General features: G+C 70.8%; 24 protein-coding genes and 1 tRNA gene. 14 read left to right on the forward strand and 11 right to left on the reverse strand.

From position 1 onward, the window contains the following. Positions 1-126: 126 nt before the first annotated feature. Positions 127-642 carry an FHA domain-containing protein gene (locus tag AB0I52_RS02715; protein ID WP_362953316.1) on the reverse strand — a complete coding sequence of 172 codons (516 nt, stop codon included), beginning with the start codon at positions 640-642 and terminating at the stop codon, positions 127-129. A 10-nt stretch (positions 643-652) separates the two neighbouring features. Beyond that, positions 653-1,540, reverse strand: a complete 888-nt coding sequence (locus AB0I52_RS02720) for a DUF3662 and FHA domain-containing protein (protein WP_363068213.1) — start codon at positions 1,538-1,540, stop codon at positions 653-655. A gap of 315 nt (positions 1,541-1,855) precedes the next feature. Between AB0I52_RS02720 and AB0I52_RS02725 the strand changes: the two genes are divergently transcribed. Then, positions 1,856-1,938 (forward strand) — tRNA-Leu (locus tag AB0I52_RS02725). Positions 1,939-2,378: 440 nt separating this feature from the next. Here the strand turns inward: AB0I52_RS02725 and AB0I52_RS02730 are convergent. Beyond that, positions 2,379-2,990: an NAD(P)H-dependent oxidoreductase gene (locus AB0I52_RS02730; protein ID WP_363068215.1), complete on the reverse strand. Its 612-nt coding sequence runs from the start codon at positions 2,988-2,990 to the stop codon at positions 2,379-2,381. Positions 2,991-3,137: 147 nt separating this feature from the next. Between AB0I52_RS02730 and AB0I52_RS02735 the strand changes: the two genes are divergently transcribed. The 4 genes from AB0I52_RS02735 (at position 3,138) to AB0I52_RS02750 (ending at position 6,615) form a co-directional block, all read left to right on the forward strand. Continuing rightward, positions 3,138-3,485, forward strand: a complete 348-nt coding sequence (locus AB0I52_RS02735; RefSeq protein WP_363068217.1) for a helix-turn-helix domain-containing protein — start codon at positions 3,138-3,140, stop codon at positions 3,483-3,485. A gap of 183 nt (positions 3,486-3,668) precedes the next feature. Next, positions 3,669-5,120 carry a DUF2252 domain-containing protein gene (locus AB0I52_RS02740; protein WP_363068219.1) on the forward strand — a complete coding sequence of 484 codons (1,452 nt, stop codon included), beginning with the start codon at positions 3,669-3,671 and terminating at the stop codon, positions 5,118-5,120. Positions 5,121-5,178: 58 nt separating this feature from the next. Continuing rightward, positions 5,179-6,216: a J domain-containing protein gene (locus AB0I52_RS02745; protein ID WP_363068221.1), complete on the forward strand. Its 1,038-nt coding sequence runs from the start codon at positions 5,179-5,181 to the stop codon at positions 6,214-6,216. 54 nt (positions 6,217-6,270) lie between these two features. Further along, complete coding sequence (locus AB0I52_RS02750; protein ID WP_363068222.1) at positions 6,271-6,615, forward strand: rhodanese-like domain-containing protein; 345 nt, start codon at positions 6,271-6,273, stop codon at positions 6,613-6,615. 78 nt (positions 6,616-6,693) lie between these two features. On the opposite strand, the gene AB0I52_RS02755 is transcribed toward AB0I52_RS02750, so the two are convergent. From AB0I52_RS02755 to paaA, 6 genes are all read right to left on the reverse strand, one after another. Continuing rightward, positions 6,694-7,875, reverse strand: coding sequence for an acyl-CoA dehydrogenase family protein (locus AB0I52_RS02755; RefSeq protein WP_363068224.1), 1,182 nt, complete (start codon positions 7,873-7,875; stop codon positions 6,694-6,696). A gap of 205 nt (positions 7,876-8,080) precedes the next feature. Continuing rightward, the gene (locus AB0I52_RS02760) at positions 8,081-9,139 is read right to left on the reverse strand and encodes a 2Fe-2S iron-sulfur cluster-binding protein (protein WP_363068226.1); all 1,059 of its coding nucleotides are present in this window, start codon (positions 9,137-9,139) and stop codon (positions 8,081-8,083) included. After that, positions 9,140-9,643, reverse strand: a complete 504-nt coding sequence (gene paaD / locus AB0I52_RS02765; protein ID WP_363068228.1) for a 1,2-phenylacetyl-CoA epoxidase subunit PaaD — start codon at positions 9,641-9,643, stop codon at positions 9,140-9,142. Continuing rightward, positions 9,637-10,338 (reverse strand): 1,2-phenylacetyl-CoA epoxidase subunit PaaC, encoded by a 702-nt coding sequence (gene paaC, locus AB0I52_RS02770; RefSeq protein ID WP_363068230.1) that lies wholly within the window; start codon positions 10,336-10,338, stop codon positions 9,637-9,639. The genes paaD and paaC overlap by 7 nt, the downstream gene beginning before the upstream one ends. Next, the gene (paaB, locus tag AB0I52_RS02775) at positions 10,335-10,625 is read right to left on the reverse strand and encodes a 1,2-phenylacetyl-CoA epoxidase subunit PaaB (RefSeq protein ID WP_363068232.1); all 291 of its coding nucleotides are present in this window, start codon (positions 10,623-10,625) and stop codon (positions 10,335-10,337) included. The genes paaC and paaB overlap by 4 nt, the downstream gene beginning before the upstream one ends. Then, a complete protein-coding gene (paaA, locus tag AB0I52_RS02780) occupies positions 10,622-11,626 on the reverse strand; it encodes a 1,2-phenylacetyl-CoA epoxidase subunit PaaA (RefSeq protein ID WP_362953328.1) in 1,005 nt (334 codons plus the stop codon). Before paaA ends, paaB begins: the two co-directional genes overlap by 4 nt. 114 nt (positions 11,627-11,740) lie before the next feature. Between paaA and AB0I52_RS02785 the strand changes: the two genes are divergently transcribed. The 3 genes from AB0I52_RS02785 to AB0I52_RS02795 are packed head-to-tail and all read left to right on the forward strand — an operon-like array spanning position 11,741 to position 14,627. Continuing rightward, positions 11,741-12,601 (forward strand): DUF5819 family protein, encoded by an 861-nt coding sequence (locus AB0I52_RS02785; RefSeq protein WP_363068234.1) that lies wholly within the window; start codon positions 11,741-11,743, stop codon positions 12,599-12,601. Continuing rightward, the gene (locus AB0I52_RS02790) at positions 12,598-13,875 is read left to right on the forward strand and encodes an HTTM domain-containing protein (protein ID WP_363068236.1); all 1,278 of its coding nucleotides are present in this window, start codon (positions 12,598-12,600) and stop codon (positions 13,873-13,875) included. Before AB0I52_RS02785 ends, AB0I52_RS02790 begins: the two co-directional genes overlap by 4 nt. Next, a complete protein-coding gene (locus AB0I52_RS02795; RefSeq protein WP_363068238.1) occupies positions 13,872-14,627 on the forward strand; it encodes a TrmH family RNA methyltransferase in 756 nt (251 codons plus the stop codon). Before AB0I52_RS02790 ends, AB0I52_RS02795 begins: the two co-directional genes overlap by 4 nt. Positions 14,628-14,800: 173 nt before the next feature. Here the strand turns inward: AB0I52_RS02795 and paaN are convergent, their stop codons facing one another. Further along, positions 14,801-16,501 (reverse strand): phenylacetic acid degradation protein PaaN, encoded by a 1,701-nt coding sequence (gene paaN, locus AB0I52_RS02800; RefSeq protein WP_363068240.1) that lies wholly within the window; start codon positions 16,499-16,501, stop codon positions 14,801-14,803. A 123-nt stretch (positions 16,502-16,624) separates the two neighbouring features. Here paaN and AB0I52_RS02805 point away from each other — a divergent pair, with 123 nt between their 5' ends. Further along, positions 16,625-17,218 carry a TetR/AcrR family transcriptional regulator gene (locus AB0I52_RS02805; RefSeq protein ID WP_363021046.1) on the forward strand — a complete coding sequence of 198 codons (594 nt, stop codon included), beginning with the start codon at positions 16,625-16,627 and terminating at the stop codon, positions 17,216-17,218. A gap of 80 nt (positions 17,219-17,298) precedes the next feature. Here the strand turns inward: AB0I52_RS02805 and AB0I52_RS02810 are convergent, their stop codons facing one another. Beyond that, positions 17,299-17,805 (reverse strand): Lrp/AsnC family transcriptional regulator, encoded by a 507-nt coding sequence (locus tag AB0I52_RS02810; RefSeq protein ID WP_363068311.1) that lies wholly within the window; start codon positions 17,803-17,805, stop codon positions 17,299-17,301. Between the two features lie 272 nt (positions 17,806-18,077). Here AB0I52_RS02810 and pdhA point away from each other — a divergent pair, with 272 nt between their 5' ends. The 5 genes from pdhA to AB0I52_RS02835 all read left to right on the forward strand — a co-directional run bounded on the left by pdhA (position 18,078) and on the right by AB0I52_RS02835 (position 24,275). Further along, positions 18,078-19,241, forward strand: a complete 1,164-nt coding sequence (gene pdhA / locus AB0I52_RS02815) for a pyruvate dehydrogenase (acetyl-transferring) E1 component subunit alpha (RefSeq protein WP_363068242.1) — start codon at positions 18,078-18,080, stop codon at positions 19,239-19,241. Next, the gene (locus AB0I52_RS02820) at positions 19,238-20,269 is read left to right on the forward strand and encodes an alpha-ketoacid dehydrogenase subunit beta (protein WP_363068244.1); all 1,032 of its coding nucleotides are present in this window, start codon (positions 19,238-19,240) and stop codon (positions 20,267-20,269) included. Before pdhA ends, AB0I52_RS02820 begins: the two co-directional genes overlap by 4 nt. Continuing rightward, positions 20,269-21,654, forward strand: coding sequence for a dihydrolipoamide acetyltransferase family protein (locus AB0I52_RS02825; RefSeq protein WP_363068246.1), 1,386 nt, complete (start codon positions 20,269-20,271; stop codon positions 21,652-21,654). The genes AB0I52_RS02820 and AB0I52_RS02825 overlap by 1 nt, the downstream gene beginning before the upstream one ends. 114 nt (positions 21,655-21,768) lie before the next feature. Then, complete coding sequence (locus tag AB0I52_RS02830; protein ID WP_363068248.1) at positions 21,769-22,617, forward strand: NTP transferase domain-containing protein; 849 nt, start codon at positions 21,769-21,771, stop codon at positions 22,615-22,617. Beyond that, complete coding sequence (locus AB0I52_RS02835) at positions 22,614-24,275, forward strand: molybdopterin-binding protein (RefSeq protein ID WP_363068250.1); 1,662 nt, start codon at positions 22,614-22,616, stop codon at positions 24,273-24,275. The genes AB0I52_RS02830 and AB0I52_RS02835 overlap by 4 nt, the downstream gene beginning before the upstream one ends. The last annotated feature ends 12 nt before the right edge of the window (positions 24,276-24,287 follow it).

Raw genomic sequence — 24,287 nt, forward strand, 5'->3', positions numbered from 1 at the left:
CACCTCGCCCGTCGGTTCGGGGTACAGCCGGTCTCGAGCCACACTGCCCACCCTCCGGTCGGGAGCCTGGCCGGGTCCGATGCCCGGACCGCCGCGGCCGGCTCGCTCCGCTCGCTCATTGTCGTACTACTTCCGCAGCTCGATGACGGTCTTGCCGATCCGGATCGGCGCGCCCAGCGGAACAGGCGTCGGCGTGGTGAGACGGGTCCGGTCCAGATACGTGCCGTTGGTGGACCCGAGATCCTCGACGATCCACTGGCCGTCACGGTCGGGGTAGATCCTGGCATGCCTGCTGGACGCGTAGTCGTCGTCCAGCACGATCGTTGAGTCATGGGCCCGGCCCAGCGAGATGGTCTGCCCCTGGAGCGCCACCGTGGTGCCGGTGAGGGTGCCCTCGGACACGACCAGCTTGGTCGGTGAGCCCCGGCGCTGGCGGCCGGGCTGCTGGCGTTGCTGCGGTGGTGCCGCGGCGGTTTGGCGTGCCTGTGGCGGGCGCGCGTCGGACGCAGTGCGGCGTGAGCCGCGCTGCGTTACGCGCGTTCCGAACAGGTCGCTGCGGATGACCTGGACGGCCACGATCACGAACAGCCACAGAACAGCCAGAAAACCTAGCCGCATGACCGTAAGGGTCAGCTCTGACATTGCCCCCGCTTCACCCTTCGGCTTGCCGGTAAACGATGGTGGTGTTGCCCACGAGGATCCGCGAGCCGTCGCGGAGCGTAGCGCGGGTTGTGTGCTGCCCGTCTACCACGATGCCGTTGGTAGACCCGAGATCCTGGATCGTCGAGGGCGTTCCGGTCCGGATCTCACAGTGCCGGCGGGAAACGCCGGGGTCGTCGATCCGCACATCGGCGTCGGTGCTGCGGCCCATCACCAACGTCGGGCGGGAGATCTGATGGCGGGTGCCGTTGATCTCGATCCAGCGTCGCACCTGCGTGTTCGGCAGGGGGCTGGGACTGGCCGGCGGGCGCCGGTCGGATGCGGGTGCCGCGGGACGTCCCGAGCCCGGCGGCGGGGCCGCGGGCATGGGCGGGGCGGAGGCGGGCGGGTAGCCGTAGCCGCCGGGGGCCTGCGGGGGGCGCCCATGGCCGGGACGCGCGGGCTGGGCCGGCTGTCCTGGCTGGTTCTGGAACCCCTGCTGGTCGGGCTGGCCCTGCTGTGACGAACTCGATGCCAGAGTGCGGCTGCGGACCCGGTAGAGGCCGGTGTCGAGGTCGTCGGCCTTCTCCAGGTGCACCTTGATGGGGCCCATGAAGGTGTACCGCTGCTGCTTGGCGTAGTCCCGCACCAGGCCGGAGAGCTCGTCGCCCAGCTGGCCCGAGTACGGGCTGAGCCGCTCGTAGTCCGGGGCGCTGAGTTCTACGATGAAGTCGTTGGGGACGACGGTCCGCTCGCGGTTCCAGATGGTGGCGTTGTTGTCGCACTCCCGCTGGAGGGCTCCAGCGATCTCGACCGGCTGCACCTCGGACTTGAAGACCTTGGCGAAAGTGCCATTGACGAGACCTTCGAGACGTTGCTCGAAACGCTTCATGACTCCCATGGGGCACCTCCTCCGGTGTCGTCGTCCCTGTACTGCTTACTGATCGTATCCACGCGTCGGGAAATCGGCTGGTTCCCCTTGTCTGCACTGCGGATGAGTGTCCCCCCTCACACGGATCGTAGAGGTGGCCTCCTGACAGTGTCCCGCACCTTGGGTGTACTCAGGAGGAGTGGGGGCGGCGGCTCCGGGTTCCCGGTTCCCGTCAGGCGTTCGGCGAAACAAACGGATGTGAATCTGCCCTGTCCAGCGTGCTAATCTTCCTGATGTCGCCAGGGGCTCGCACCGAAAAGTGAGAGATTCTGGAACACCATTCATGCGCGAGTGGCGGAACGGCAGACGCGCTGGCTTCAGGTGCCAGTGTCCTTAGGGACGTGGGGGTTCAAATCCCCCCTCGCGCACAAGAGAGAAGCCCCGCAGACCACGGTCTGCGGGGCTTCTTCGGTTTGCTCTCGCGGTCGGGGCGTGTTGGCGGCTGACGCCGGGTCGGGTGGGATTGAGACCGGGATTGGTTTCACGTGAAACACCCGATTGGTTCTCCCTGGTGAGGTTCCGCGGTGAGGTCCGTGAGGTCCGTGCGGTCCGTGGCGACGGCCCCCGGTGAGGCGCTGGAGGGGGCGTCGGTGGAGGTGCCGGCGGGACGTCTGCGGGGATGGCGGTCGGGTCGCTGTGGGTTCAGGAGTGGTGGGATCGTTATGCGGGAAGGCCGGGATCCGTTGACCCCGGCCTTCCTTGTCGCGTGAACCTTTGCCTTGCGGCTTCCCGTATGTCGGATATGCCGGGCGTCTCAGGCGTCTCAGGCGTCTCAGGCTTCTTGTGTGTCTCGGTCGCCTCGGTCGCCTCAGGCGGCGAACCGGGACGCGAGGCTCTTGGCCTTCTCCGCGGCATCCGTGAATGCCTTGGCGCGGGACGTCTCGGCGAGCGGGATGAGCTCGGCCATCTCCGGCTTGCTGTGGGCCAGGGTCAGCTCCGGGACGATGAAGTCGACCTCGGCGGCGAACATGGACGTCAGCAGCGTCGCCAGATAGTTCTGGACGAACTCGGCCTCCGCACGCGGGGTGCCGGCGGCGTAGGAGCCGCCGCGACTGGCGACGACGGTGATCGGGGTGCCGGCCACCGGGCTGTCGGGGCCCACGTTGTGGCCGACGATGATCACGTGGTCGAGCCACGCCTTCAAGGTCGACGGAATCGTGAAGTTGTACATCGGCGCACCGATCAGGACCGCGTCCGCGGCGGCCAGCTCGGCGGCGAGTTCGCCACGCAGCGGGTGCTCGGCGCCGGCGGCGACGGCCGCGGCGTTCAGGTGCGGCAGCGGGTCGGCGGCGAGGTCGCGGTAGATGACCCGCCCGTCGGGGTGCTGCTCGCGCCAGGCCTCCACGAATGCGGCGGTGACCTCGCGCGACGCGGAGCCCTGGGGGAAAACGGCGGAGTCGAGGTGCAGAAGTGTGGCCATGGGGGTCTCCACGGGGTGTCGGTGGCGCGGCGGGGATGCGATGGGGTGGCGGGCCGTCGAGGCGGGCCGAGTTTTCGTACGTCACTATTAATAACATAGGGACTTACTAATCGTAAGTCACTCATGGTGGCGCAGTACTCTGGGCGTATGGCGGATCACAGCGAGCAGGCGTGCCGGCGGGTCGATGTGAGCATCAGTCGCGTCTTCGAGCTGTTCGGCAAGCGCTGGACGGGGCCGATCGTCTCGGTGCTGCTCCAGCAGCCCGTGTACTTCGCCGATCTGAGGCGGGCGATTCCGGGCATCAGTGAGCGCATGCTCTCGGACCGGCTGTCCGAACTGGGGACGGCGGGCCTGGTGGTCCGGGAGGTCGACGAGGGGCCGCCGCTACGGGTTTCGTACCGCCTGACGCAGGCCGGTGCCGCGATGGAGCCCGCGCTCAAGGAACTGGGGCGCTGGGCGGAGACGCATCTGAAGGAGAGCGGCGGCGGCTGTTAGCCGACGGGCCGCGGCGGGCGGGGGCCGGCGGAGCGGGGCCCGGGAGGTTGTCCACAGGTGGTCCGGCCGGTCATCCACAGGGGCAGACGGGTGCCGGTGAACGGCGGTACCGTCGTCGTCAGTTGATGTTGGGCCGGGAGTGCCGGACGGCGGCGTCGGGCGAGGTCGGGGGAGCTGTGCGCCATGGGTGAGATCGAAGCGACAGTGCCGGTGCAGCGGGCTGCGGAGGGCGGTCCGCGCATTCCGGTGGTGCCCGGGTTCGCCCGCCGCGTTCACCCGAAGGACCGGGGCGGCCCGCAGTCGCCGAGAGAAGCGGGCAAGGCGCTGCGTGAGCGGATACCCAGGTCCGCGCACGAGTCGCTGGTACTGCCCGCGGGCCGGCCCGATGCGGTGCGGGCGGTAGAGGAGTCCAACCGGGGCCGGGTGCCCGCGCTCGCGCCGATCCGGGTGGGGCGGATGGCCGCCACCCCGTTCGCCTTTCTCCGGGGTTCGGCCGGGCTGATGGCCCACGACCTGGTGGGCACCCCCGTCACCGGGGTGGGCGCCCAGCTCTGCGGTGACGCCCACGCGGCCAACTTCGGGCTGTACGGCGATGCGCGGGGGAACCTGGTCATCGACCTGAACGACTTCGACGAGACGGTGACCGGCCCGTGGGAGTGGGATCTCAAGCGCCTCGCCACCTCGCTGGTGCTCGCGGGCCGCGAGGCGGGCGCGGACGAGGAGACCTGCCGCAGGGGTGCGTACGACACGGTGGGCGCCTACCGGCGGACGATGAGGCTGCTGGCCAAGCTGCCCGCGCTCGACGCCTGGAACGCCATCGCCGACGAGGAACTCGTCTCGCACACGGACGCGCGGGATCTGCTCGGCACGCTGGAGCGGGTCTCGGAGAAGGCCCGCAACAACACCAGCGCCCGCTTCGCCGCGAAGTCCACGGAGGACTCCGGGGACGGCGGACGCCGATTCGTCGACGCACCGCCGGTGCTGCGCCGGGTGCCGGACGAGGAGGCCGCGTCCGTGGCGGCGGGGCTCGGCGGCTACCTGGGCACCGTCTCGCAGGACCGGGTTCCGCTGCTCGCCCGGTACGCGATTCACGATGTGGCGTTCCGGGTGGTCGGCACGGGGAGCGTGGGCACCCGGTCGTATGTGGTGCTGCTGCTGGATCACCGGGGTGAGCCGTTGGTGCTGCAGGTGAAGGAGGCCAGGCCCTCAGTGCTGGCGCCTCATCTGCCCGCCGTGGGCTTCGATGTGCCGGAGGTGCCGCACGAGGGGCGGCGGGTCGTGCTCGGGCAGAAGCGGATGCAGGTCGTCAGCGACATCCTGCTGGGCTGGGCGACCGTGGACGGGCGGCCTTTCCAGGTCAGGCAGTTCAGGAACCGCAAGGGCAGCGTCGATCCCGCGGCCCTGGCAGCCGACCAGGTCGACGACTACGGCCGGATGACCGGCGCGCTGCTGGCCCGAGCTCACGCGCACAGCGCCGATCCGAGGCTGATCGCGGGCTACTGCGGCAAGAACGACGAGCTGGACGAGGCGGTGGCGGCGTTCGCGGTGACCTACGCCGACCGTACGGAGGCGGACCACGCCGAGCTCGTGCGGGCGATCGGCGCGGGTCGGACAGCCGCCGAGGCGGGCGTATGAAGCCCGTTTCGCCGACCGCGCGTCCCGGGGGCGTGGGCCGTGGCCATACGCTGGACGGGTGACCCACGAAGCCGCCGGGGTGCCGACCACCCGGAACGACGATGACCGGCAGGACCACGACCGGCAGCACGAGCAGCCAGGCCGCCCGGCCGACGCGCACGCGGAGACGGCTCCTGCCGGAGCCCCGGCCGCCGGTGCGGCGGGCAGCCGTACCGATGAGGCCGGCGCAGCGTCGCCCGGTACGGCAGAAGCCGGTGCTGGCGAGGCGGGCGGAGCAGGCGGCGGAACCGCGGGCGGGGCCGGCGGAGGATCTGCTGAGCAGGCGCGGCCAGAGGCGCGGCTCGCGCACGCTGTGCGGGTGGCCGAGCAGGCCCTGATCGAGTTCGAGATCGCGGTGGAGACCTTCCGGGTCGAGGTGGAGAACTTCTCCCGGCTGCACCACCAGCGGCTGGGCCCGATGTACGCGCGTCTCGATGAGCTCGATGCGCAGATCGCGGAGGCGCGGGCCGCGCGGACCGGCGATCCCGAGGATCTGCGCAAGGCGCAGGAGGCGCGGGCGATCGTGATGCCCATGCCGGGTGTCGACGAGCTGTTCCACGACTGGATGGACTCCGACGGGCTGTCCCCCGAGGCGAGCGCGATGCTGACCGAGCAGCCCGTACGGCCGCCGAAGCGGGTCCGGCCGACCGAGGAGGCCCGCAAGCTGTACCGCGAGCTGGCGCGCAAGGCCCATCCGGATCTGGCCCAGGACGAGGAGGAGCGGGCCCGCCGGGACGAGTTCATCACCCGTGTCAACGCCGCCTACGGGCGTGGGGACGAGCCACTGCTCAAGGAGCTGGCACAGGAGTGGGCGGCCGGGCCGGCTGCCCCGGAGGCGGAGCTCGGCGAGGCCGACGAACTCTACGCCCGGCTGAACTGGCTGACCCAGCGCAAGGAACTGCTGACGGTGCTCGCTCAGGAGCTGGAGCAGAGCGCGATCGGTGCCATGCTGCGGATGGCCCCGGACGATCCGGATCACCTGCTCGAAGAGATCGCCGATCAGCTGTTGGGCGAGGTGTCGCAGCGGGAGACTGAACTGGCAGGTCTGGTGCAGTAGCGTTTCCGGTGACTTCGGAGCGCATCCACGCATTTACGAGAGAAGGCATGACCCATGAATTTCGGCCCGCTTCCCACGGTCGACGCCGCGGCGGTGCCGGCGGACGGCTTTGTGCTGGACGTACGGGAGGACGACGAGTGGGCGGCCGGGCACGTCGAAGGCGCCCTGCACATTCCGATGAGTGACTTCGTGGGCCGTTTCGGTGAGCTGACCGAGGCGGCCCAGGACGGCCGGCGCGTGCATGTGATGTGCCGGGTCGGCGGCCGGTCCGCCCAGGTCACCCAGTACCTGGTGCAGCAGGGCATCGACGCCGTGAACATCGACGGCGGAATGCTCGCCTGGGACGGTGCCGGGCGTCCGATGGTCACAGACAGCGGCAACCCGGCCTTCGTCGTCTGACCCGGGTTTCTTCGGCTGCTGCCCCACGTCCCGGACTCCTGCCCCGGGCCGCTTCCACCCTCGTCGGTGCCGGTGTGTTCAGTCGAGGGAGTGCACGGCCAGCAGGTCGCCCAGTGCCTCTTCGTGGGCCGCGGCCGGGCCGAGGGAGAGCTCGATCTGCTTCGCCCAGGCATGGAAGCGGTGCAGGGGATAGTCGGTGTCCGCGCCGAAGCCGCCGTGCAGGTGCTGTGCCGTCTGCACGACCCGGCGGACCCCGTCGGATGCCCAGATCTTCGCCACGGCGACATCGCCCGCAGGGGGCAGCGCGCCACCCCCGCCGGTGGCGATCCGCCAGGCAGCCTGCCAGAGGGTCACCTCCATGGCCCGCAGATCGATGTAGCGGTCCGCGGTCTGTACGGCGACGGACTGGAACGTCGCCACGGGAAAGCCGAACTGCTCGCGCTTTCCGGTGTACTGGCTCGTCATGGCCAGTACGGCCTCACCCAGACCCAGCGCGAGTGCGCAGGTTCCGGTGGTGAGCAGCGCGTGCAGCCATTCCCAGGCGCCGGCGGCTTCGATCAGCTCGCGGCGCGTGATCCGTACCGCGTCCAGCCGAACCTCGCCGAAGAGTTCGCCGTTGGTGGAGACCTGCTCAGCGATGGTGACACCGTCGTGGTCGCGCCGGATCAGAGCCAGAACGGCCCGGCCGTCCCCGGTGTGGGCGGGCACCGCGATCCAGTTCGCGGTCTGTGCCCACGGCACGGCCGACTGCACACCGTCGAGTACCCAGACGGCCTCGGAGCCGTCGCCGCCTTCTCCGTCGCCGCCGGCCTTGCCGGGGTCGCCGTCGAGGCGGGCCGTGACGGCGAGTTCGGCCGGATCATGGCCGGTGCGCCCATTGGCTCCGACGGTGAGGACCAGCTCACCGCGGCCGACGCCGGGCAGCAGCTCGGCGGCCAGGGCCTGGTCCCCGTAGCGCTGGAGCGTCATCGCGACCGCGCACGTCTCCAGCAGAGGGACCCGCGCGAGAACCTTCGCGGACTCGCGCAGCACCAGGCAGAGCGCGATCAGGTCGAGGCCGGCCCCGCCGTGCTCGGGCGACAGCGTCAGGCTCAGCAGGTCCCCTGCGGCAAGACCGGCCCACAGCGGTCTGTCGATGTCCTCGGCCACCGCACCCGGTACGAGTGCGGGGCTGGGAACCGCGTCGGGCACAACGCCCGAGAAGACCGCTCGTGCCGCCTCTGCGGCTGCCTGCTGTTCCTCGGTGAAGGTGAAGTCCACTGTCCTGGCCTCCCGCGAACCGCTGCGCCCGTACCTGAACCTGACGGAGCGTCAAGATAGAACAGGTTCTACAAGAAGGGAACAGGTGCGGTGCCCTGCTGTGCCGTGCCATGCCATGCCGTGCCATGCCGTGCCATGCCATGCCATGCCGTGCCGTGTGGTGCGCGGTGTGGTGCGGTCACCGGTCCGCACCGTGCGCGAGCGGTCACCGGTCGAAGTCGAGCTCCACCTCCCCGGTCACCGGATGGGACTGGCAGGCCAGCACATAGCCCGCCCCCGTCTCTTCCGGTTCGAGCGCGAAGTTGCGGTCCATCCGCACCTCACCGGAGACCAGGAAGGCCCGGCAGGTCCCGCACACGCCCCCCTTGCAGGCGTACGGCGCGTCCGATCGGCTACGGAGCACCGTCTCCAGCAGCGATTCGCCCTCCTGCACCGGCCACTTGCCCGAGCGGCCGTCCAGGGTCGCCGTGAGCATGCTCCCGGCCGGTGCCTCGATCCGCGGCAGGGCGGACGTTCCGGGCCCGTCGTCGACGTGGAAGATCTCCTGGTGGATGCGGGTCCGCTCGACGCCCAGACCGCGCAGCGCGGCCTCGGAGGCCCGGACCAGACCGAGTGGGCCGCAGAGATACCAGCCGTCCACCTCGGCCACCGGCAGCAGCGCGGGCAGCAGACCGGTGAGCCGCTCGCGGTCCAGCCTGCCCGAGGGGAGGCCGGCCTGCTGCTCCTCCCGGGAGAGCGCGGTGACCAGCTGGAACCGGTCCGGATAGCGGTCCTTGAGGTCGGCGACCTCGTCCAGGAACATCGTCGACGCAGCGGTCCGGTCGCTGCGGATCAGGCAGAACGAGGCGTCGGGCTCCCGCGCCAGCAGCGTCGCCGCGATGGACAGCACCGGGGTGATCCCGCTGCCGCCGACGACCGCCGCGAACTGCCCGGCGCGCGGCGTGAGCACGAAGCGGCCCATCGGAGGCATCGCCTCGACCTGATCGCCGACGGCGAGTTCCTTGAGCGCGTACGTGGAGAACGCCCCGCCGTCGACGAGCCGGATGCCCACCCGTAGTGCGGGGTCGGCCGGCTGCTCGGTGGCCGGTGCGCAGATCGAGTACGAGCGGCGGACCTCCTCGCCGTCGACGGTGTAGCGGACATTGAGGTGCTGGCCGGGCTTGTGGCGGAAGGTCTCGCGCAGTTCCGGCGGCACGGCGAAGTCGACAGCGACCGAATCGTCCGTGAGCCGTTCGATCGCGCTGACCCGGAGCGGATGGAACATCTACAACTCCTTGAAGTGATCAAACGGTTCGCGGCATGTCACACACCTGTGCAGCGCCTTGCAGGCAGTGGACGAGAACCGGCTCAGCAGCTCCGTGTCGGTGGAGCCGCAGTGCGGGCAGCGCACCGACAGGGAGAGCGCCACGGGCCCGGCGGGGGAGGCCGCGTCATGCGGCCGAGGGGGCGCTATGCCGAACTCGGTGAGCTTGCGCCGCCCTTCCGCGCTGATGTCGTCCGTGGACCAGGCGGGAGAGAGGACGGTGACCACGGAGACCTCGGTCATGCCGTGGTCGAGCAGCACCCGCTCGATGTCCATCGACATGGCCTCTATCGCGGGGCAGCCGGTGTAGGTGGGGGTGAGGCGGACCGTGACGCGGCCCGGTGCGAGTACCTCCACCCCTCGGAGCACACCCAGCTCCTCCAGTGTCAGCACGGGCAGCTCGGGGTCGGGGACGGAGCCCGCGAGGTGGCGCAGCTCCTCCTCCAGCGCCGTCCGGGTCACCATGACGCCCCCGGGTGGCTGCGGTGCAGGTGCTGCATCTCGGCGATCATCCGGCCGAAAGGCTCCGTGTGGATGCCCTGCCGGCCCGCTCCGGCCGTCCAGGCTCCGGACTGCGGCCCGGTCGGTACGGTCAGCGTGGCCCGTTCCAGTACGGCGGTGACGGATGCCAGCCAGTCGTTCCGCAGGGTCTCCCAGTCCACCTCCACGCCTTCGACGGGCTCGAACAGCTCACCGGTGAAACGCCACAGCGCGTCCACCGCGCGCTGCATCCGGTCGTGGCTCTCCGTCGTGCCGTCACCGAGGCGCAGCGTCCACTGCTCGGCGTGGTCCCGGTGGTAGGCGACCTCCTTGACCGCCTTGGCCGCGATCCCGGCGAACTCGCCGGCACCGGCCGCCAGTTGCTCGTACAGTCCGTGCTGGTGGACGGAGAAGTAGAGCTGGCGGGCGATGGTGTGGGCGAAGTCGCCGTTCGGCTGCTCGACCAGCTGGACGTTGCGGAAGGCGCGTTCCTCGCGCAGATACGCGAGCTCGTCCTCGTCCCCGGCGAGGGAGAGCAGCAGGCGGGCCTGGCCCAGCAGGTCCAGGGCGATGTTGGCGAGGGCCACTTCCTCCTCCAGCACGGGGGCGTGGCCCGCCCACTCCCCCAGCCGGTGCGACAGCACCAGCGCGTCGTCGCCCAGGGCGAGAGCCGCGGTCACAGGTGCTTCACCCCGTCCGGGATCTTGTAGAACGTCGGGTGCCGGTAGGGCTTGTCGCCGGCCGGCTCGAAGAACGTGTCCTTCTCGTCCGGCGAGGACGCCGTGATCTCGGTGGACGGCACCACCCAGATGGAGATCCCCTCGGACCGGCGCGTGTACAGATCGCGTGCGTTGCGCAGGGCCATCTCGGCGTCCGGGGCGTGCAGGCTGCCGGCGTGGGTGTGGGAGAGGCCACGCCGCGAGCGGACGAACACCTCCCACAACGGCCAGTCGGTCGAGCTGCTCATGCTGTCGCCTCCACGTTCGGTACAACTGTCTGCTTCTGCGCGTACGCGGCGGCGGCGTCGCGGACCCAGGCGCCTTCCTCGTGCGCTCGGCGGCGCTGGGTGAGGCGCTCCTCGTTGCACGGGCCGTTGCCCTTCAGGACCTCCTGGAACTCCGTCCAGTCGATCGCCCCGAAATCGTGCTGACCGCGCTCCTCGTTCCACCGGAGGTCGGGGTCGGGGAGGGTGAGCCCCAGCACCTCTGCCTGCGGGACGCAGATGTCGACGAAGCGCTGCCGCAGCTCGTCGTTGGAGTGCCGCTTGATCTTCCAGGTCATCGACTGGGCGGAGTGCGACGAGGCGTCGTCCGGCGGGCCGAACATCATCAGGGACGGCCACCACCAGCGGTTCACCGCGTCCTGTGCCATCTCGTGCTGTGCGGCCGTGCCGCCGCTGAGGGCCAGCAGCAGTTCGTAGCCCTGGCGCTGGTGGAAGGACTCCTCCTTGCAGACACGGACCATCGCGCGGGCGTAGGGGCCGTAGGAGCAGCGGCACAGAGGCACCTGGTTGGTGATCGCGGCGCCGTCCACGAGCCAGCCGATCGCGCCCACGTCCGCCCAGGTCAGGGTGGGGTAATTGAAGATCGACGAATACCGCTGACGGCCCGCGTGCAGCTTGTCGAGCAGCTCCTCGCGGCCGGTGCCGAGGGTCTCGGCCGCGCTGTACAGATAAAGACCGTGTCCCGCCTCGTCCTGCACCTTGGCGATCAGGATGGCCTTGCGGCGCAGCGAGGGCGCTCGCGTGATCCAGTTTGCTTCGGGCTGCATGCCGATGATCTCGGAGTGGGCGTGCTGAGCCATTTGCCTGACCAGCGAGGCCCGATAGGCATCGGGCATCCAGTCACGCGGCTCGATGCGCTCGTCGGCCGCCACCGCGGCGTCGAAGGCCGCCGCGAGGGCCCCGTCCGCCCCATCGGTACTGCCCGCTGTCGCCTGCGCTGTCTGGCCCGCAGTCACTGCCGCCATCCCGGACTCCCTACCGACCGATCGTTCGGTTCAATGTCTTCAATGGTGAGTCTGCGGCCCGTAGGGTGTCAACCCTGTGGATAACTGACCGGGATCGACGGGGATCGGGGCGGGATGGATTCGTACGACGACAGGGGCGTCGGCGGCGGGGACGGGCGCGTTGCCGGTCCCGATTCAGGGACGGTTCCAACGGTTCCTGATCCGCGCACCGAGCCCGGTCCGCAGCCTCCTGTCGAGCCCGGCCCCGGCCCCGAGGCCGGACCGCGTTCCGAGCCTGATCCGAGCTCCGGGCCCGAGCCGCTCGCCGAGCCCGAGCCTCCTGCCGGAATGGCGGGGCTGTCGTTTCCGTACCAGGTCGCCGCCGCTGTGGCGCTGGCGGTGATCGGGCTGATCACGTGCACTCAGCTGGCGATGGTGTTTCTGCACGTCGCCCCTTCCAACACGCTGACCAAGCAGCACGGCAAGGGGATCGATGAATGGGTCTACCCCGAGTTCGAGCAGAACTGGAAGCTCTTCGCCCCCAATCCGCTGCAGCAGAACATCGCCGTGCACGTACGCGCCGAGATAGCCGGTGCCGACGGCCGTCGTACCACCCCCTGGATGAATCTCTCGGGCGAGGACGGCAAGGCGATACGCGGCAATCCGCTGCCCAGTCACGTCCAGCAGAACGAACTCCGCCGGGGCTGGGACTTCTACCTCGGGTCCCATGACAGCCAGAACCGGGCCAACGGGCTGCGCGGCAACCTCTCCGAGCAGTACATCCGCCGCATCGTCATGCTGCGCCTCGGCGGACACGACTACGGCGGCACCGTCGAACGGATCCAGGTCCGCTCCGAGGTGCGGTCCGTCCCGGCGCCTCCGTGGAGCGACGAGAAGATCAGCACGAAGCCGTCCTACCGGGTCCTGCCCTGGTGGACCGTCACCGCGGCCGACCTCCCCGAGGGCTCGGCGGACCCGAAGGAGACGGACCAGTGAGCACGCCCCGCCCCGGCCGCGACAGCAGGCTCGCCCGCGGTATCCAGCGCATCACCGCCTCGTCCCTCGGCCCGTACCAGAGCGCCGTCATCCGGATCGGCTTCTCCGCCACGTATCTGCTGTTCCTGCTGCGGGAACTGCCGCACCGGCACGAGATGTACGGCCCCGGTGCCCCGTGGCGCTGGGACATGGCGGAGCAGCTGATATCCAACAACCAGGCCTTCACCACACTCATGTGGTCGGACAGCACCGTCTGGTTCGAGATCGTGTACGCGCTGGCGCTGATCGCGGCCGCGCTGCTGCTGGTGGGCTGGCACACCCGCGCCATGTCCGTGCTGTTCATGGCCGGGGTGCTCTCGCTGCAGAACCGCAGCATCTTCATGGGTGACGGCGGCGACAACGTCCTCCATCTGATGGCGATCTACCTGGTGCTGACCCGGTGCGGTCAGGTCTGGTCGCTGGACGCCCGCCGTGCGGCGCGCAGAGCGCGGGCGGACGGGTCGGACGGGGACGTGGACCCGGACGGGAAGGCCGGCGGCGGGCGTCCTGTACGCGGGGACGTGGCCGGTCCGCTGCTGTGGGCGGCGTTCGGCGCCGTGCTGCTCGGGGCCACGGTGACGGACAGCCTGGGCGGAACCGTCTGGCTGCCGGTGCTGTTCTGGATCATGTGGACCGGCCACGGTGCCTGGTGGGCCGTGAACCGGTACGCGCCGCACAGCGAGCCGCGCACCCTGCTCGACGTCATCGCCAATCTCGCCCACAACGCCACCCTCGTCGTGATCATGGCCGAGGTCTGCCTGATCTACTCCACCGCGGGCTGGTACAAGATCCAGGGTACGAGGTGGCAGGACGGCACAGCGCTGTACTACCCGCTCAAGCTCGACTACTTCACGCCGTGGCCCGGTCTCTCGGACATCCTCGCATCGAGCGGGGTGATGGTGATGGTGCTGACGTATGCCACGGTCATCGTGCAGGTCGCGTTCCCGTTCACCCTGTTCAACCGACGGGTCAAGAACGTCCTGCTCGTCGTGATGATCGGCGAGCACGCCGGTATCGCCCTGCTGCTGGGGCTGCCCTTCTTCTCGATGGCCATGATCGCCGCGGACGCCGTCTTCCTGCCGACCGTCTTCCTGGTGTGGCTGGGGGGCCGGGCGGCGCTCGGGCGGGATCTGCTGTTCCGGGCGCGCGGCACGGTGCCGGAGCCCCGGGACGCCGCCGAGGACCGGGAGGCACCGCAGCACAGCGACGACGGGGGCCATACGCTCGTCGGGTGAGCAGCGAGACCGGGAGCACCGGCAGTACCAGCAGGAATCCGTCGACCGATGAATCCGCGACGGCCGAGCCGCCCGTGGTGGACGAGCCGGCTCAGTACGACGACGGGTTCGGGGCGGAGATCGGCGTCGGGCCGCACCCGCTGCCCTGGCCCGTGGGCGAACGTTACGACCCCGAGCTGCTCGCCCACGGCGACCGGCGCAATGTGGGCGACCCGTACCGGTACTGGACCAGGGAGGCGATCGTCGCCGATCTGGATCTGCGGCGGCACGACTTCCACGTGGCGGTGGAGAACTGGGGCCACGACTTCAATATCGGCTCGGTGGTGCGCACGGCGAACGCCTTCCTCGCCAAGGAGATCCACATCGTGGGGCGGCGGCGCTGGAACCGCCGCGGGGCGATGGTCACCGACCGCTACCAGCATGTCCGCCACCACCCCGACACCACGGATCTGACCGCCTGGGCGGAAGCCGAGGGGCTGCCGATCATCGGCATCGACAATCTGCCGGGCGCCGTGCCGCTGGAGCGGACCGAGCTGCCGCGGCGGTGTGTGCTGCTGTTCGGGCAGGAGGGGCCCGGACTGACCGAGGAGGCCCGTAAGCACGCGTCGATGGTGTGCTCGATCGCGCAGTTCGGGTCCACGCGGTCGATCAACGCGGGGGCGGCGGCAGCGATTGCCATGCATGCGTGGGTGCAGCGGTATGCGGATATTCCGGGTGCGGGTGCGGGTGCGGCGGGCCCGGCCTCTGGGTGAGGGGCCGGGCCCGCCGGGCGAGGGCGAGCGGGGGCCGGGTGCGGGTGGGGTGCCTGCGGCGGCTGTCCCCTACCCGCCCCTTCCTGTAACCGGGGGCTCTGCCCCCGGGCCCCCGGTCCTCAAACGCCGGACGGGCTGAGTGGGGTGCCGGATGGGCTGACAGAGAGCGTCCGTCAGCGCTGGCGGCGGACTTCCAGGGTGCGGAAGCGGTTGGAGACGAAAGCCCCGTCGCACAGGGCCGCGTTGGCCGCCGGGTTGCCGCCCGACCCGTGGAAGTCGGAGAACGCCGCCGTCTGGTTCACGTACACCCCGCTCGTCAGATTCAGCGAGAGCTGGGCCGACTCGTCCAGGCAGACGTCCACCAGCGCGTTCTCCACCTCGGGTGATGTCGTGTACGCGCCCACCGTCATCGCGCCCTTGTCGCGGATCGTGCGGCGCAGCAGCTCCACGGCGTCCGCCGTCGAGTCGACCGCGACCGCGAACGAGACCGGGCCGAAGCACTCCGACAGGCAGGGGGAGTCGTCGTCCGGCTCGGTGCCGTCCAGCTTGACGATCAGCGGCGTACGGACCACCGCCTCCGGGAAGTCGGGGTTGGCCACCTCCCTTGAGGGCAGGGCGACCTCGCCGAGCTTCACGGCCTGCTCCAGACGGGCCCGGACCTCCGGGTTGACCAGGGCGCCGAGCAGGGCGTTGGCCCGCGCGTCGTCACCCAGGAGCCCGGTGACCGCCGCGGCGATGTCGACGACCACGTCGTCGTACGTCTTCTCGCCGATGTCCGTCGTGATGCCGTTGCGGGGAATCAGCAGGTTCTGCGGGGTGGTGCACATCTGGCCGCTGTAGAGGGAGAGCGAGAACGCCAGGTTGGAGAGCATGCCGCGGTAGTCGTCGGTGGAGTCGAGGACGATCGTGTTGACCCCGGCCTTCTCCGTGTAGACCTGCGCCTGAAGGGCGTTGGCCTCCAGCCAGTCACCGAACTCCGTGGACCCGGTGTAGTCGATGATCCTGATCTCCGGGCGGACCGCCAGGGACTTGGCGATGCCCTCGCCCGGCCGTTCGACGGCCAGGGCGACCAGGTTGGGGTCGAAGCCCGCCTCGGCGAGCACCTCGCGCGCCAGCTGAACCGTGAGGGCCAGCGGGAGCACCGCGCGGGGATGCGGCTTGACCAGGACGGGATTGCCGGTGGCGAGAGAGGCGAAGAGGCCCGGATAGCCGTTCCACGTGGGGAAGGTGTTGCAACCGATCAGCAGCGAGATGCCGCGGCCCGCCGCAGTGAACGTCTTGTGCAGCTCGATCGGGTCTCGCTTGCCCTGCGGCTTGGACCAGTCCGCGGTCCGGGGAGCGCGGATCTGCTCCTCGTACGCGTATGCCACCGCCTCCAGGCCACGGTCCTGGGCGTGCGGGCCACCGGCCTGGAACGCCATCATGAAGGCCTGCCCGCTGGTGTGCATCACCGCGTGGCCGAACTCATGGGTGCGGGCGCTGATCCGGGCCAGGATCTCCAGACAGACCAGGGCCCTGGTCTCGGGGCCCGCTTCGCGCCAGGCCGGCACCCCCGCGCGCATCGCCGGGATCAGGACGTCCGGATCGGCGTGCGGGTATTCGACGCCGAGCTCCGGTCCGTACGGGGAGACCTCCCCGCCCGCCCATCCGTCGGTGCCCGGCTGGCCGAGGTCGATACGGGTGTTCAGCACGGCGTCGAAGGCGGCCTTGCCCTCGGCGGCGCCCAGGCTGCCGGGGGCGCCGCCCTCGCCGTACGCCTTCGGGTGCTCGGGGTGCGGGGACCAGTAGGCACGCGAGCGGATCGCGTCGAGGGCCCGGTCGAGCGTGGGGCGGTGCTTCTCGGACAGCAGGTGCGGGGAGAGCTCGGCGGCCATGACGGACCAACTCCTCATCGAGCTGGGCAGGGACGGGCGGACAGAGTTAGAGTAACCGAACGATCGGTCGGGACAAGGGGCCCCACGAAACCTGTGGACAACTCGTAGGGGAGGATCGCTGGCATGACCACGGCCAAGCGGGACACGTACACCCCGGAGACTCTGCTCACCGTCGCTGTCCGTGTCTTCAACGAGCGCGGCTACGACGGCACGTCCATGGAGCACCTCTCGAAGGCGGCGGGGATCTCCAAGTCGTCCATCTATCACCACGTGGCCGGCAAGGAAGAGCTGCTGCGGCGAGCGGTCAGCCGGGCGCTGGACGGCCTCTTCGGAATCCTCGACGAATCGGGTGCGACGCGAGGTCGCGCGATCGGGCGGGTCGAGTACGTCACCCGTCGTACCGTCGAGGTGCTGATAGCCGAACTGCCTTACGTCACGCTGCTGCTGCGGGTGCGGGGCAACACGAAGACCGAGCGCTGGGCGCTGGAGCGGCGGCGCGAGTTCGACCAGCGGGTGGGCGATCTGCTCAAGGCCGCGGTCGCGGACGGCGATCTCCGCTCCGACGTGGACATACGCCTCGCGACGCGGCTGCTTTTCGGCATGGTCAACTCGCTGGTGGAGTGGTACCGGCCGCTGCCGGACGGCGGTGCGGAGCGGGAGCAGCTCGCGGACACCGTCGTGCAGCTGGCCTTCGACGGCATGAAGTCCAGCCGCTGAGCCGAGGGATCCCGGTTGGGCCGATCGAGCCGTTGAGCCGCTGATCCTCGGCCTCACGGCTCCACAGCCCCTGTTCCGCCTCAGGTGAGCTCCGTGGGGCGGAACGGGCCCGGGGCCAGGTCCGTCTCCTCGAACACCAGCAGGGTGCGGGTGGAGAGCACCTCCGGGATGGACTGGATCCTGGTCAGCACCAGATCGCGCAGTGACTGGTTGTCCTGCGTGTGCACCAGCAGCAGGACATCGAAATCGCCGCTGACCAGCGCGATGTGCGTGGCTCCCGGCAGTGCCTGGAGCTGCTCGCGGACGGTCCGCCAGGAATTCTGGACGATCTTGAGCGTGATGTAGGCGGAGGCCCCCTGCCCCGCCCGTTCGTGGTTCACCCGGGCGCTGAAACCCCGGATCACCCCGTCGTCGATGAGCCGGTTGATCCGGGCGTAGGCGTTGGCGCGCGAGACGTGGACGCGATCGGCCACCGACCGTATCGAGGCGCGGCCGTCCGTCTGGAGCAACCGGAGGATGGCGCGGTCGGTGGAGTCGAGCGGCCGTGCCGGAGGAATCCGGCCGGGGTCCTCGCCCCCGTCGGCCATTTGTTCAGCTGCCATGTTCCCGCGCCTCCCTGTCCTGGACGAGCTGTCTCCATCCCAGGCTGTGGAGAACCGTTTGTCCACAGGCTGACGGCGCCTGTAGCCAAAATGCGCTCGCGACCGAACAATCGGTAGGTGAGGCGCACCACATTCGTGTCTCGCGCAGTGCTTGATATTTGGACATATTTCACCACCCATCGATACCTCTCGATATCGGACACCCCTGATGTCGAAAGCTGCCGTTCGATACCCCTCGATGCCAGGAGGTGCTTGTCATGACGGTCCAAGAGCTGCCCGGCGCGGCCGCCTACCGGCCCACGCCGCCCCCGGCGTGGAAGCCGCTCACCGACCCGGCGCCGCTGCTCCCGGACCCCGAGCCGTACCGCGTGCTCGGTACGGACGCCGCGGCCGACGCAGACCCCGAGCTGCTGCTGCGGCTCTACGCCGAGCTGGTGCGCGGCCGCCGGTACAACACCCAGGCGACCGCCCTCACCAAGCAGGGCAGGCTCGCCGTCTATCCGTCGAGCACGGGGCAGGAGGCCTGCGAGATCGCGGCCGCCCTGGTGCTCAAGGAGCGGGACTGGCTCTTCCCCAGCTACCGCGACACACTCGCGGCCGTGGCGCGGGGGCTGGACCCGGTCGAGGCGCTGACCCTGCTGCGAGGCGACCGGCACACCGGCTACGACCCGCGCGAGCACCGCATCGCCCCGCTCTGCACCCCGCTCGCCACCCAGTTGCCGCATGCCGTGGGCCTGGCGCACGCGGCGCGGCTCAAGGGTGACGACGTGGTCGCGCTCGCCATGGTCGGTGACGGCGGAACCAGCGAGGGCGATTTCCACGAGGCGCTGAACTTCGCGGCCGTCTGGAAGGCCCCGGTCGTCTTCCTCGTGCAGAACAACGGCTTCGCGATCTCCGTACCGCTGGCCAAGCAGACCGCGGCACCCTCCCTGGCGCACAAGGCCGTGGGATACGGGATGCCGGGCCGGCTGGTCGACGGCAACGACGCGGCGGCCGTGCACCAGGTGCTCGCCGAGGCGGTCGAGCGGGCCAGGAGCGGCGGCGGCCCGACGCTCGTGGAGGCCATCACCTACCGCATGGACGCGCATACGAACGCCGATGACGCGACCCGCTACCGCGGCGACAGCGAGGTCGAGGCGTGGCGGGCACACGATCCGGTCCAGCTCATGGAACGGGAGCTGACCGGGCGCGGGCTGCTCGGCGACGACGGCATCGAGGAGGCGCGGACGGCCGCCGAGCGAATGGCGGCCGAACTGCGCGAGCGGATGAACGGGGATCCGGTGCTCGACCCGATGGATCTCTTCACCCATGTGTACGCGGAGCAGACCACCCAGCTGCGTGAGCAGGCGGCCCGCCTGCGCGTCGAGCTGGACGCGGAGAACGAGCAGCACGGCACGGACGACGGGGGAACAGGGCGATGACGACCGCAGCGGCCACGGCCGGAGAGCGGACGGCGAGGGCCAAACCCGCCACCATGGCGCAGGCCCTCGGGCGTGCGCTGCGCGACTCGATGGCCGATGACCCCTCCGTGCACGTCCTCGGGGAGGACGTCGGGACGCTCGGCGGTGTCTTCCGGATCACCGACGGCCTGGCGAAGGAGTTCGGCGAGGACCGTTGCACGGACACCCCGCTGGCCGAGGCCGGCATCCTCGGGGCGGCCGTCGGCATGGCGATGTACGGGCTGCGGCCCGTCGTCGAGATGCAGTTCGACGCCTTCGCCTATCCGGCGTTCGAGCAGCTCATCAGCCATGTCGCCAAGATGCGGAACCGGACCGGCGGCGCCATGCCGCTGCCGATCACGGTCCGGGTGCCGTACGGCGGCGGAATCGGCGGCGTCGAGCACCACAGCGACTCCTCGGAGGCGTACTACATGGCGACCCCCGGTCTCCATGTAGTCACGCCCGCCACGGTCGATGACGCCTATGGGCTGCTGAGGGCCTCGATCGCCTCCGACGATCCGGTGGTCTTCCTGGAGCCCAAGCGGCTCTACTGGTCGAAGGCGGACTGGTCGCCGCAGGCGCCCGCCGCCGTGGAGCCGATCGGGCGGGCCGTCGTTCGACGGCCCGGACGCAGCGCGACGTTGATCACGTACGGGCCGTCGCTGCCCGTCTGCATGGAGGCCGCCGAGGCCGCGGTCGAGGAGGGCTGGGACCTCGAAGTCGTCGATCTGCGCTCGCTGGTGCCGTTCGACGACGAGACGGTGGCCGCGTCCGTGCGGCGCACCGGCCGTGCGGTCGTCGTCCACGAGTCCACCGGCTTCGGCGGTCCGGGCGGCGAGATCGCGGCCCGGATCACCGAGCGCTGCTTCCACCACCTGGAGGCGCCGGTGCTGCGCGTCGCCGGTTTCGACATCCCGTACCCGCCGCCGATGCAGGAGCGACACCACCTGCCGGGCGTGGACCGGGTGCTCGACGCCGTCGCGCGACTGCAGTGGGAGGCGGAGCACTGATGGCGCAGGTACTCGAATTCAAGCTTCCGGATCTCGGCGAGGGTCTGACCGAGGCGGAGATCGTGCGCTGGCTGGTGGAGGTCGGCGATGTCGTCGCCATCGATCAGCCGGTCGTCGAGGTCGAGACGGCCAAGGCGATGGTGGAGGTGCCGTGCCCGTACGGGGGCGTGGTGACCGCGCGGTTCGGTGAGGAGGGTGCGGAACTCCCGGTCGGGGCGCCGTTGCTGACGGTCGCGGTCGGGTCCGTGGAGCCGTCCGGGAGTACGGCGGGAACCGGATCCGGCACGGGGGCCGCCGGGGCGGAATCGTCCGGGTCCGGCAACGTGCTGGTGGGGTACGGGACCGGTGCACCGCCGGTGCGCCGGAGGCGGGTCCGGCCGGAGGGACTCTCGGCGCCGGCCGCCGCTCCTGTTGCTTCCCCTCCTTCCGTCGCTCCTGTGTTCGCTGGGGCATCTGCTGGGGCCGCGGGTTCCGCCGTCGTTCCGGACGGGGTACGGGGGCCGGTCGCCGTTGTCTCCCCGCTGGTGCGCAAGCTCGCGCGGCAGCACGACCTCGATCTGCGGCAGCTCTCGGGCTCCGGGCCCGACGGCCTGATCCTGCGGGCCGACGTGGAGTCCGCCATCCGGTCGGTTGCCGCGCCCCCGCAGGAGGCCGCGGTGACGGACCAGGCATCGGTACGTTCTGCCGGTGAACGGATTCCGTTGCGCGGTGTACGGGGCGCGGTCGCCGACAAGCTGGCGCGCAGTCGGCGCGAGATCCCCGACGCCACCTGCTGGGTGGACGCCGATGCCACTGAGCTGATGGCGGCCAGAGCGGCGATGAACGGCGCCGGTGGTCCCGGTGCCGGGCCCAAGGTGTCGGTGCTCGCGCTGCTCGCCCGTATCTGCACGGCCGCCCTGGCCCGGTATCCCGAACTCAACTCCACGGTGGACCAGGAAGCGCGGGAGATCGTGCGGCTGCCCGGTGTCCACCTCGGGTTCGCGGCCCAGACCGAGCGGGGGCTCGTCGTCCCGGTCGTACGGGACGCGCAGGCGCGCAGCACGGAGTCGATCGGAGCCGAGATCACCCGGCTCACCGAGGCCGCTCGGACGGGAACGCTGAAGCCGGCGGAGCTGACCGGTGGCACGTTCACGCTCAACAACTACGGGGTGTTCGGGGTCGACGGTTCCACCCCGATCATCAACCACCCCGAGGCGGCGATGCTCGGCGTCGGCCGCATCGTCCCCAAGCCGTGGGTGCACCAGGGCGAGCTCGCCGTGCGGCGGGTCGTCCAGCTCTCGCTGACCTTCGACCACCGGGTCTGCGACGGCGGTACGGCGGGCGGCTTCCTGCGCTATGTGGCCGACTGCGTGGAACAGCCGGCGGTGCTCCTGCGGACGCTGTAGGCACGACCTCCGGTTTCCCTGCTTCTCCCGGTTCTCCCTGTTCCGTCCCGCGTTGATCCACGGCATCGCGGACGGGGAGGACCCACCGGGCGGGACGGCCCGCATACTCGGGGCATGACCGTGTATGACGCCATCGTTCTCGCCGGGGGTGCCGCCAAGCGGCTCGGCGGTGCCGACAAGCCGGGGCTCCGGATCGGTGGCCGTGCGCTGCTGGACCGGGTGCTCGCGGCCTGTTCCGACGCCGGGACCACGGTGGTGGTGGGGGGCAGGCGGCCCACGGTGCGCCCGGTGACCTGGGCGCACGAAGAGCCTCGGGGCGGCGGTCCGCTGGCCGCACTCGGTGCCGGGGTGCGGCACACGTCGGCGGAACGCCTGCTGGTGCTCTCCGCCGATCTGCCGTTCCTCGGCGCGGACACGGTCGGGTCCCTGCTGGCAGCCGTAGGCGGGGGCGGCCTGGAGGGCGCCGTCTGCACCGATCAGGACGGCCGGGACCAGCCACTGGTGGCCGTCTACCGGGCGGAGCCGTTGCGCCGCGAACTGGCACTGCTCGCCGCGGAGCACGGTGGACTCGCCGGACTGCCCCTGCGATTGCTGACGCACGAGCTGCGGCTTTCCCGGGTGGCCGCGGACCCGCTCGCCTCGTTCGACTGCGACACCTGGCAGGACATCGCTTCGGCCAGGGCCCGGATCAGAGAGCATGGGACCGTGCTGGACGAATGGATCACCGCAGTCAAGAACGAACTGGCCATCGAACTCGACGTCGACACCGCCGTCCTGCTCGACCTCGCCCGTGACGCCGCCCACGGTGTCGCCAGGCCCGCCGCGCCCCTGACGACCTTCCTGGTCGGGTACGCGGCGGCGAAGGCGAGCAGCGACGGGGGCGGGCCCGAGGCGGTGGCCGAGGCCGCCCGCAAGGCCGCCGCGCTCGCTCTCCGGTGGGCGGACGAGACCGAGACGCCATGACGGGCCGCAGCGGCAGTACCGGGCGGCTCCCGGCTGCCGCGATGAACCCGGCCGAGGACAGGAACCCGGCAGCCGCAAAGACCGTCGCCCAGTCCGCCCAGTCCGCTGAGACCCCCGAGCCCGCCGAGCCCGGTCTGTCCCCCGAGCCCGCTGACGCCGCAGCGCGCCGCGCAGCCGAGGCCGAGGCCGACGAAGAGCGGGCCGTCGCGCAGGCCCTCGCACTGGTCGGCCGACAGCCGTACAGCGAGGCGCCTCCTGAACGCGGACCTGAACTCGGACCTGAACGCGGACCTGAACGCGGACCTGAACCGTCAGCGACCCCACCCCGCATCCCCGACCCCGACCCCGCCCCCGAGGACGAACACCGCCCCGCCGCGCGCGGCAGGACGCGTACCCACGCGACGCCGTGGGACGAGGCCCGTGCCGTCGCGGCCCGCGCCGGGCGCGGCGTTCCGGCCCGCACCGGACGCCTCCCCCTCGACCACGCGCTCGGACACGTGCTGGCCGAACCGCTCGCCGCGCTCACCGATCTCCCGTCCTTCGACACCTCCGCCATGGACGGCTGGGCCGTCGCAGGGCCGGGGCCGTGGCGCATCCGGGAGAACGAGGGCGTCCTCGCCGGCCACGCCGCCCCCGCGCCGCTCCCCGACGGTGACGCCGTACGCATTGCCACCGGCGCCCGTATCCCGGCAGACGCCACCGCCGTCATCCGGAGCGAGCACGCCCGGTCCGACGAGGCCAAGGGGCTGCTGTACGCACTGCGGCAGGTGAGCCCCGGGCAGGACATCAGGCCGCGCGGACAGGAGTGCCGCTCCGGAGAGCAGCTCCTCCCCGCCGGAACGCTGGTGACGCCCCCCGTTCTCGGGCTGGCCGCTGCCGCCGGGTACGACGAACTGCTCACCCGCCCCCGGCCGCGCGTCGATGTCCTCGTCCTGGGCGACGAACTGCTGACGGCCGGGCTGCCCCACGACGGGCTGATCCGTGACGCACTCGGCCCGATGATCGGACCCTGGCTGCGCGCGCTGGGTGCCGAGGTCTCCGCGCCCCGCCGCCTCGGTGACGACGCGGAAGCCCTCCGGAGGGCGCTGGTCGTCTCCGAGGCCGATCTGGTCATCACCACCGGTGGCACCGCCGCGGGACCGGTCGACCATGTGCACCCCGTGCTCGCCGATCTGGGGGCCGAGTTGCTCGTCGACGGTGTCGCGGTCCGCCCCGGTCACCCCATGCTGCTGGCCCGGATCCGTGCCGGAGGGCCGTATCTTGTGGGGCTGCCCGGTAACCCCCTGGCCGCCGTGTCCGGGCTGCTCACGCTTGCCGAGCCGTTGCTCAGCGGGCTGGCGGGCCGGACTTCGCAGGACCTCTACCGCGTCGCGGTCCGGGGCGATGTGCACGGCCACCCGCACGATACCCGGCTGGTCCCCGTGGTCCATCGCGCCGAAGTGCCCCGCGGGTTCACCCACGGCGGCGCCGGAACCGACGACGGGGCCGTCCACGTCGTACCGCTGCATTACAACGGTCCCGCCATGCTGCGCGGGATCGCCGCCGCGGACGGGCTGGCCGTTGTGGACCCGGGCGGGGTACGGTCCGGCACCGAGGTGGAGATCCTCGATCTACCGTGGGCCCCGGCGACGCCGTGGACTGAAGGGTGTTTCACGTGAAACTTCCCGGCC

It is taken from the genome of Streptomyces sp. NPDC050423 (assembly GCF_040655445.1).
GTDB lineage: Bacteria > Actinomycetota > Actinomycetes > Streptomycetales > Streptomycetaceae > Streptomyces.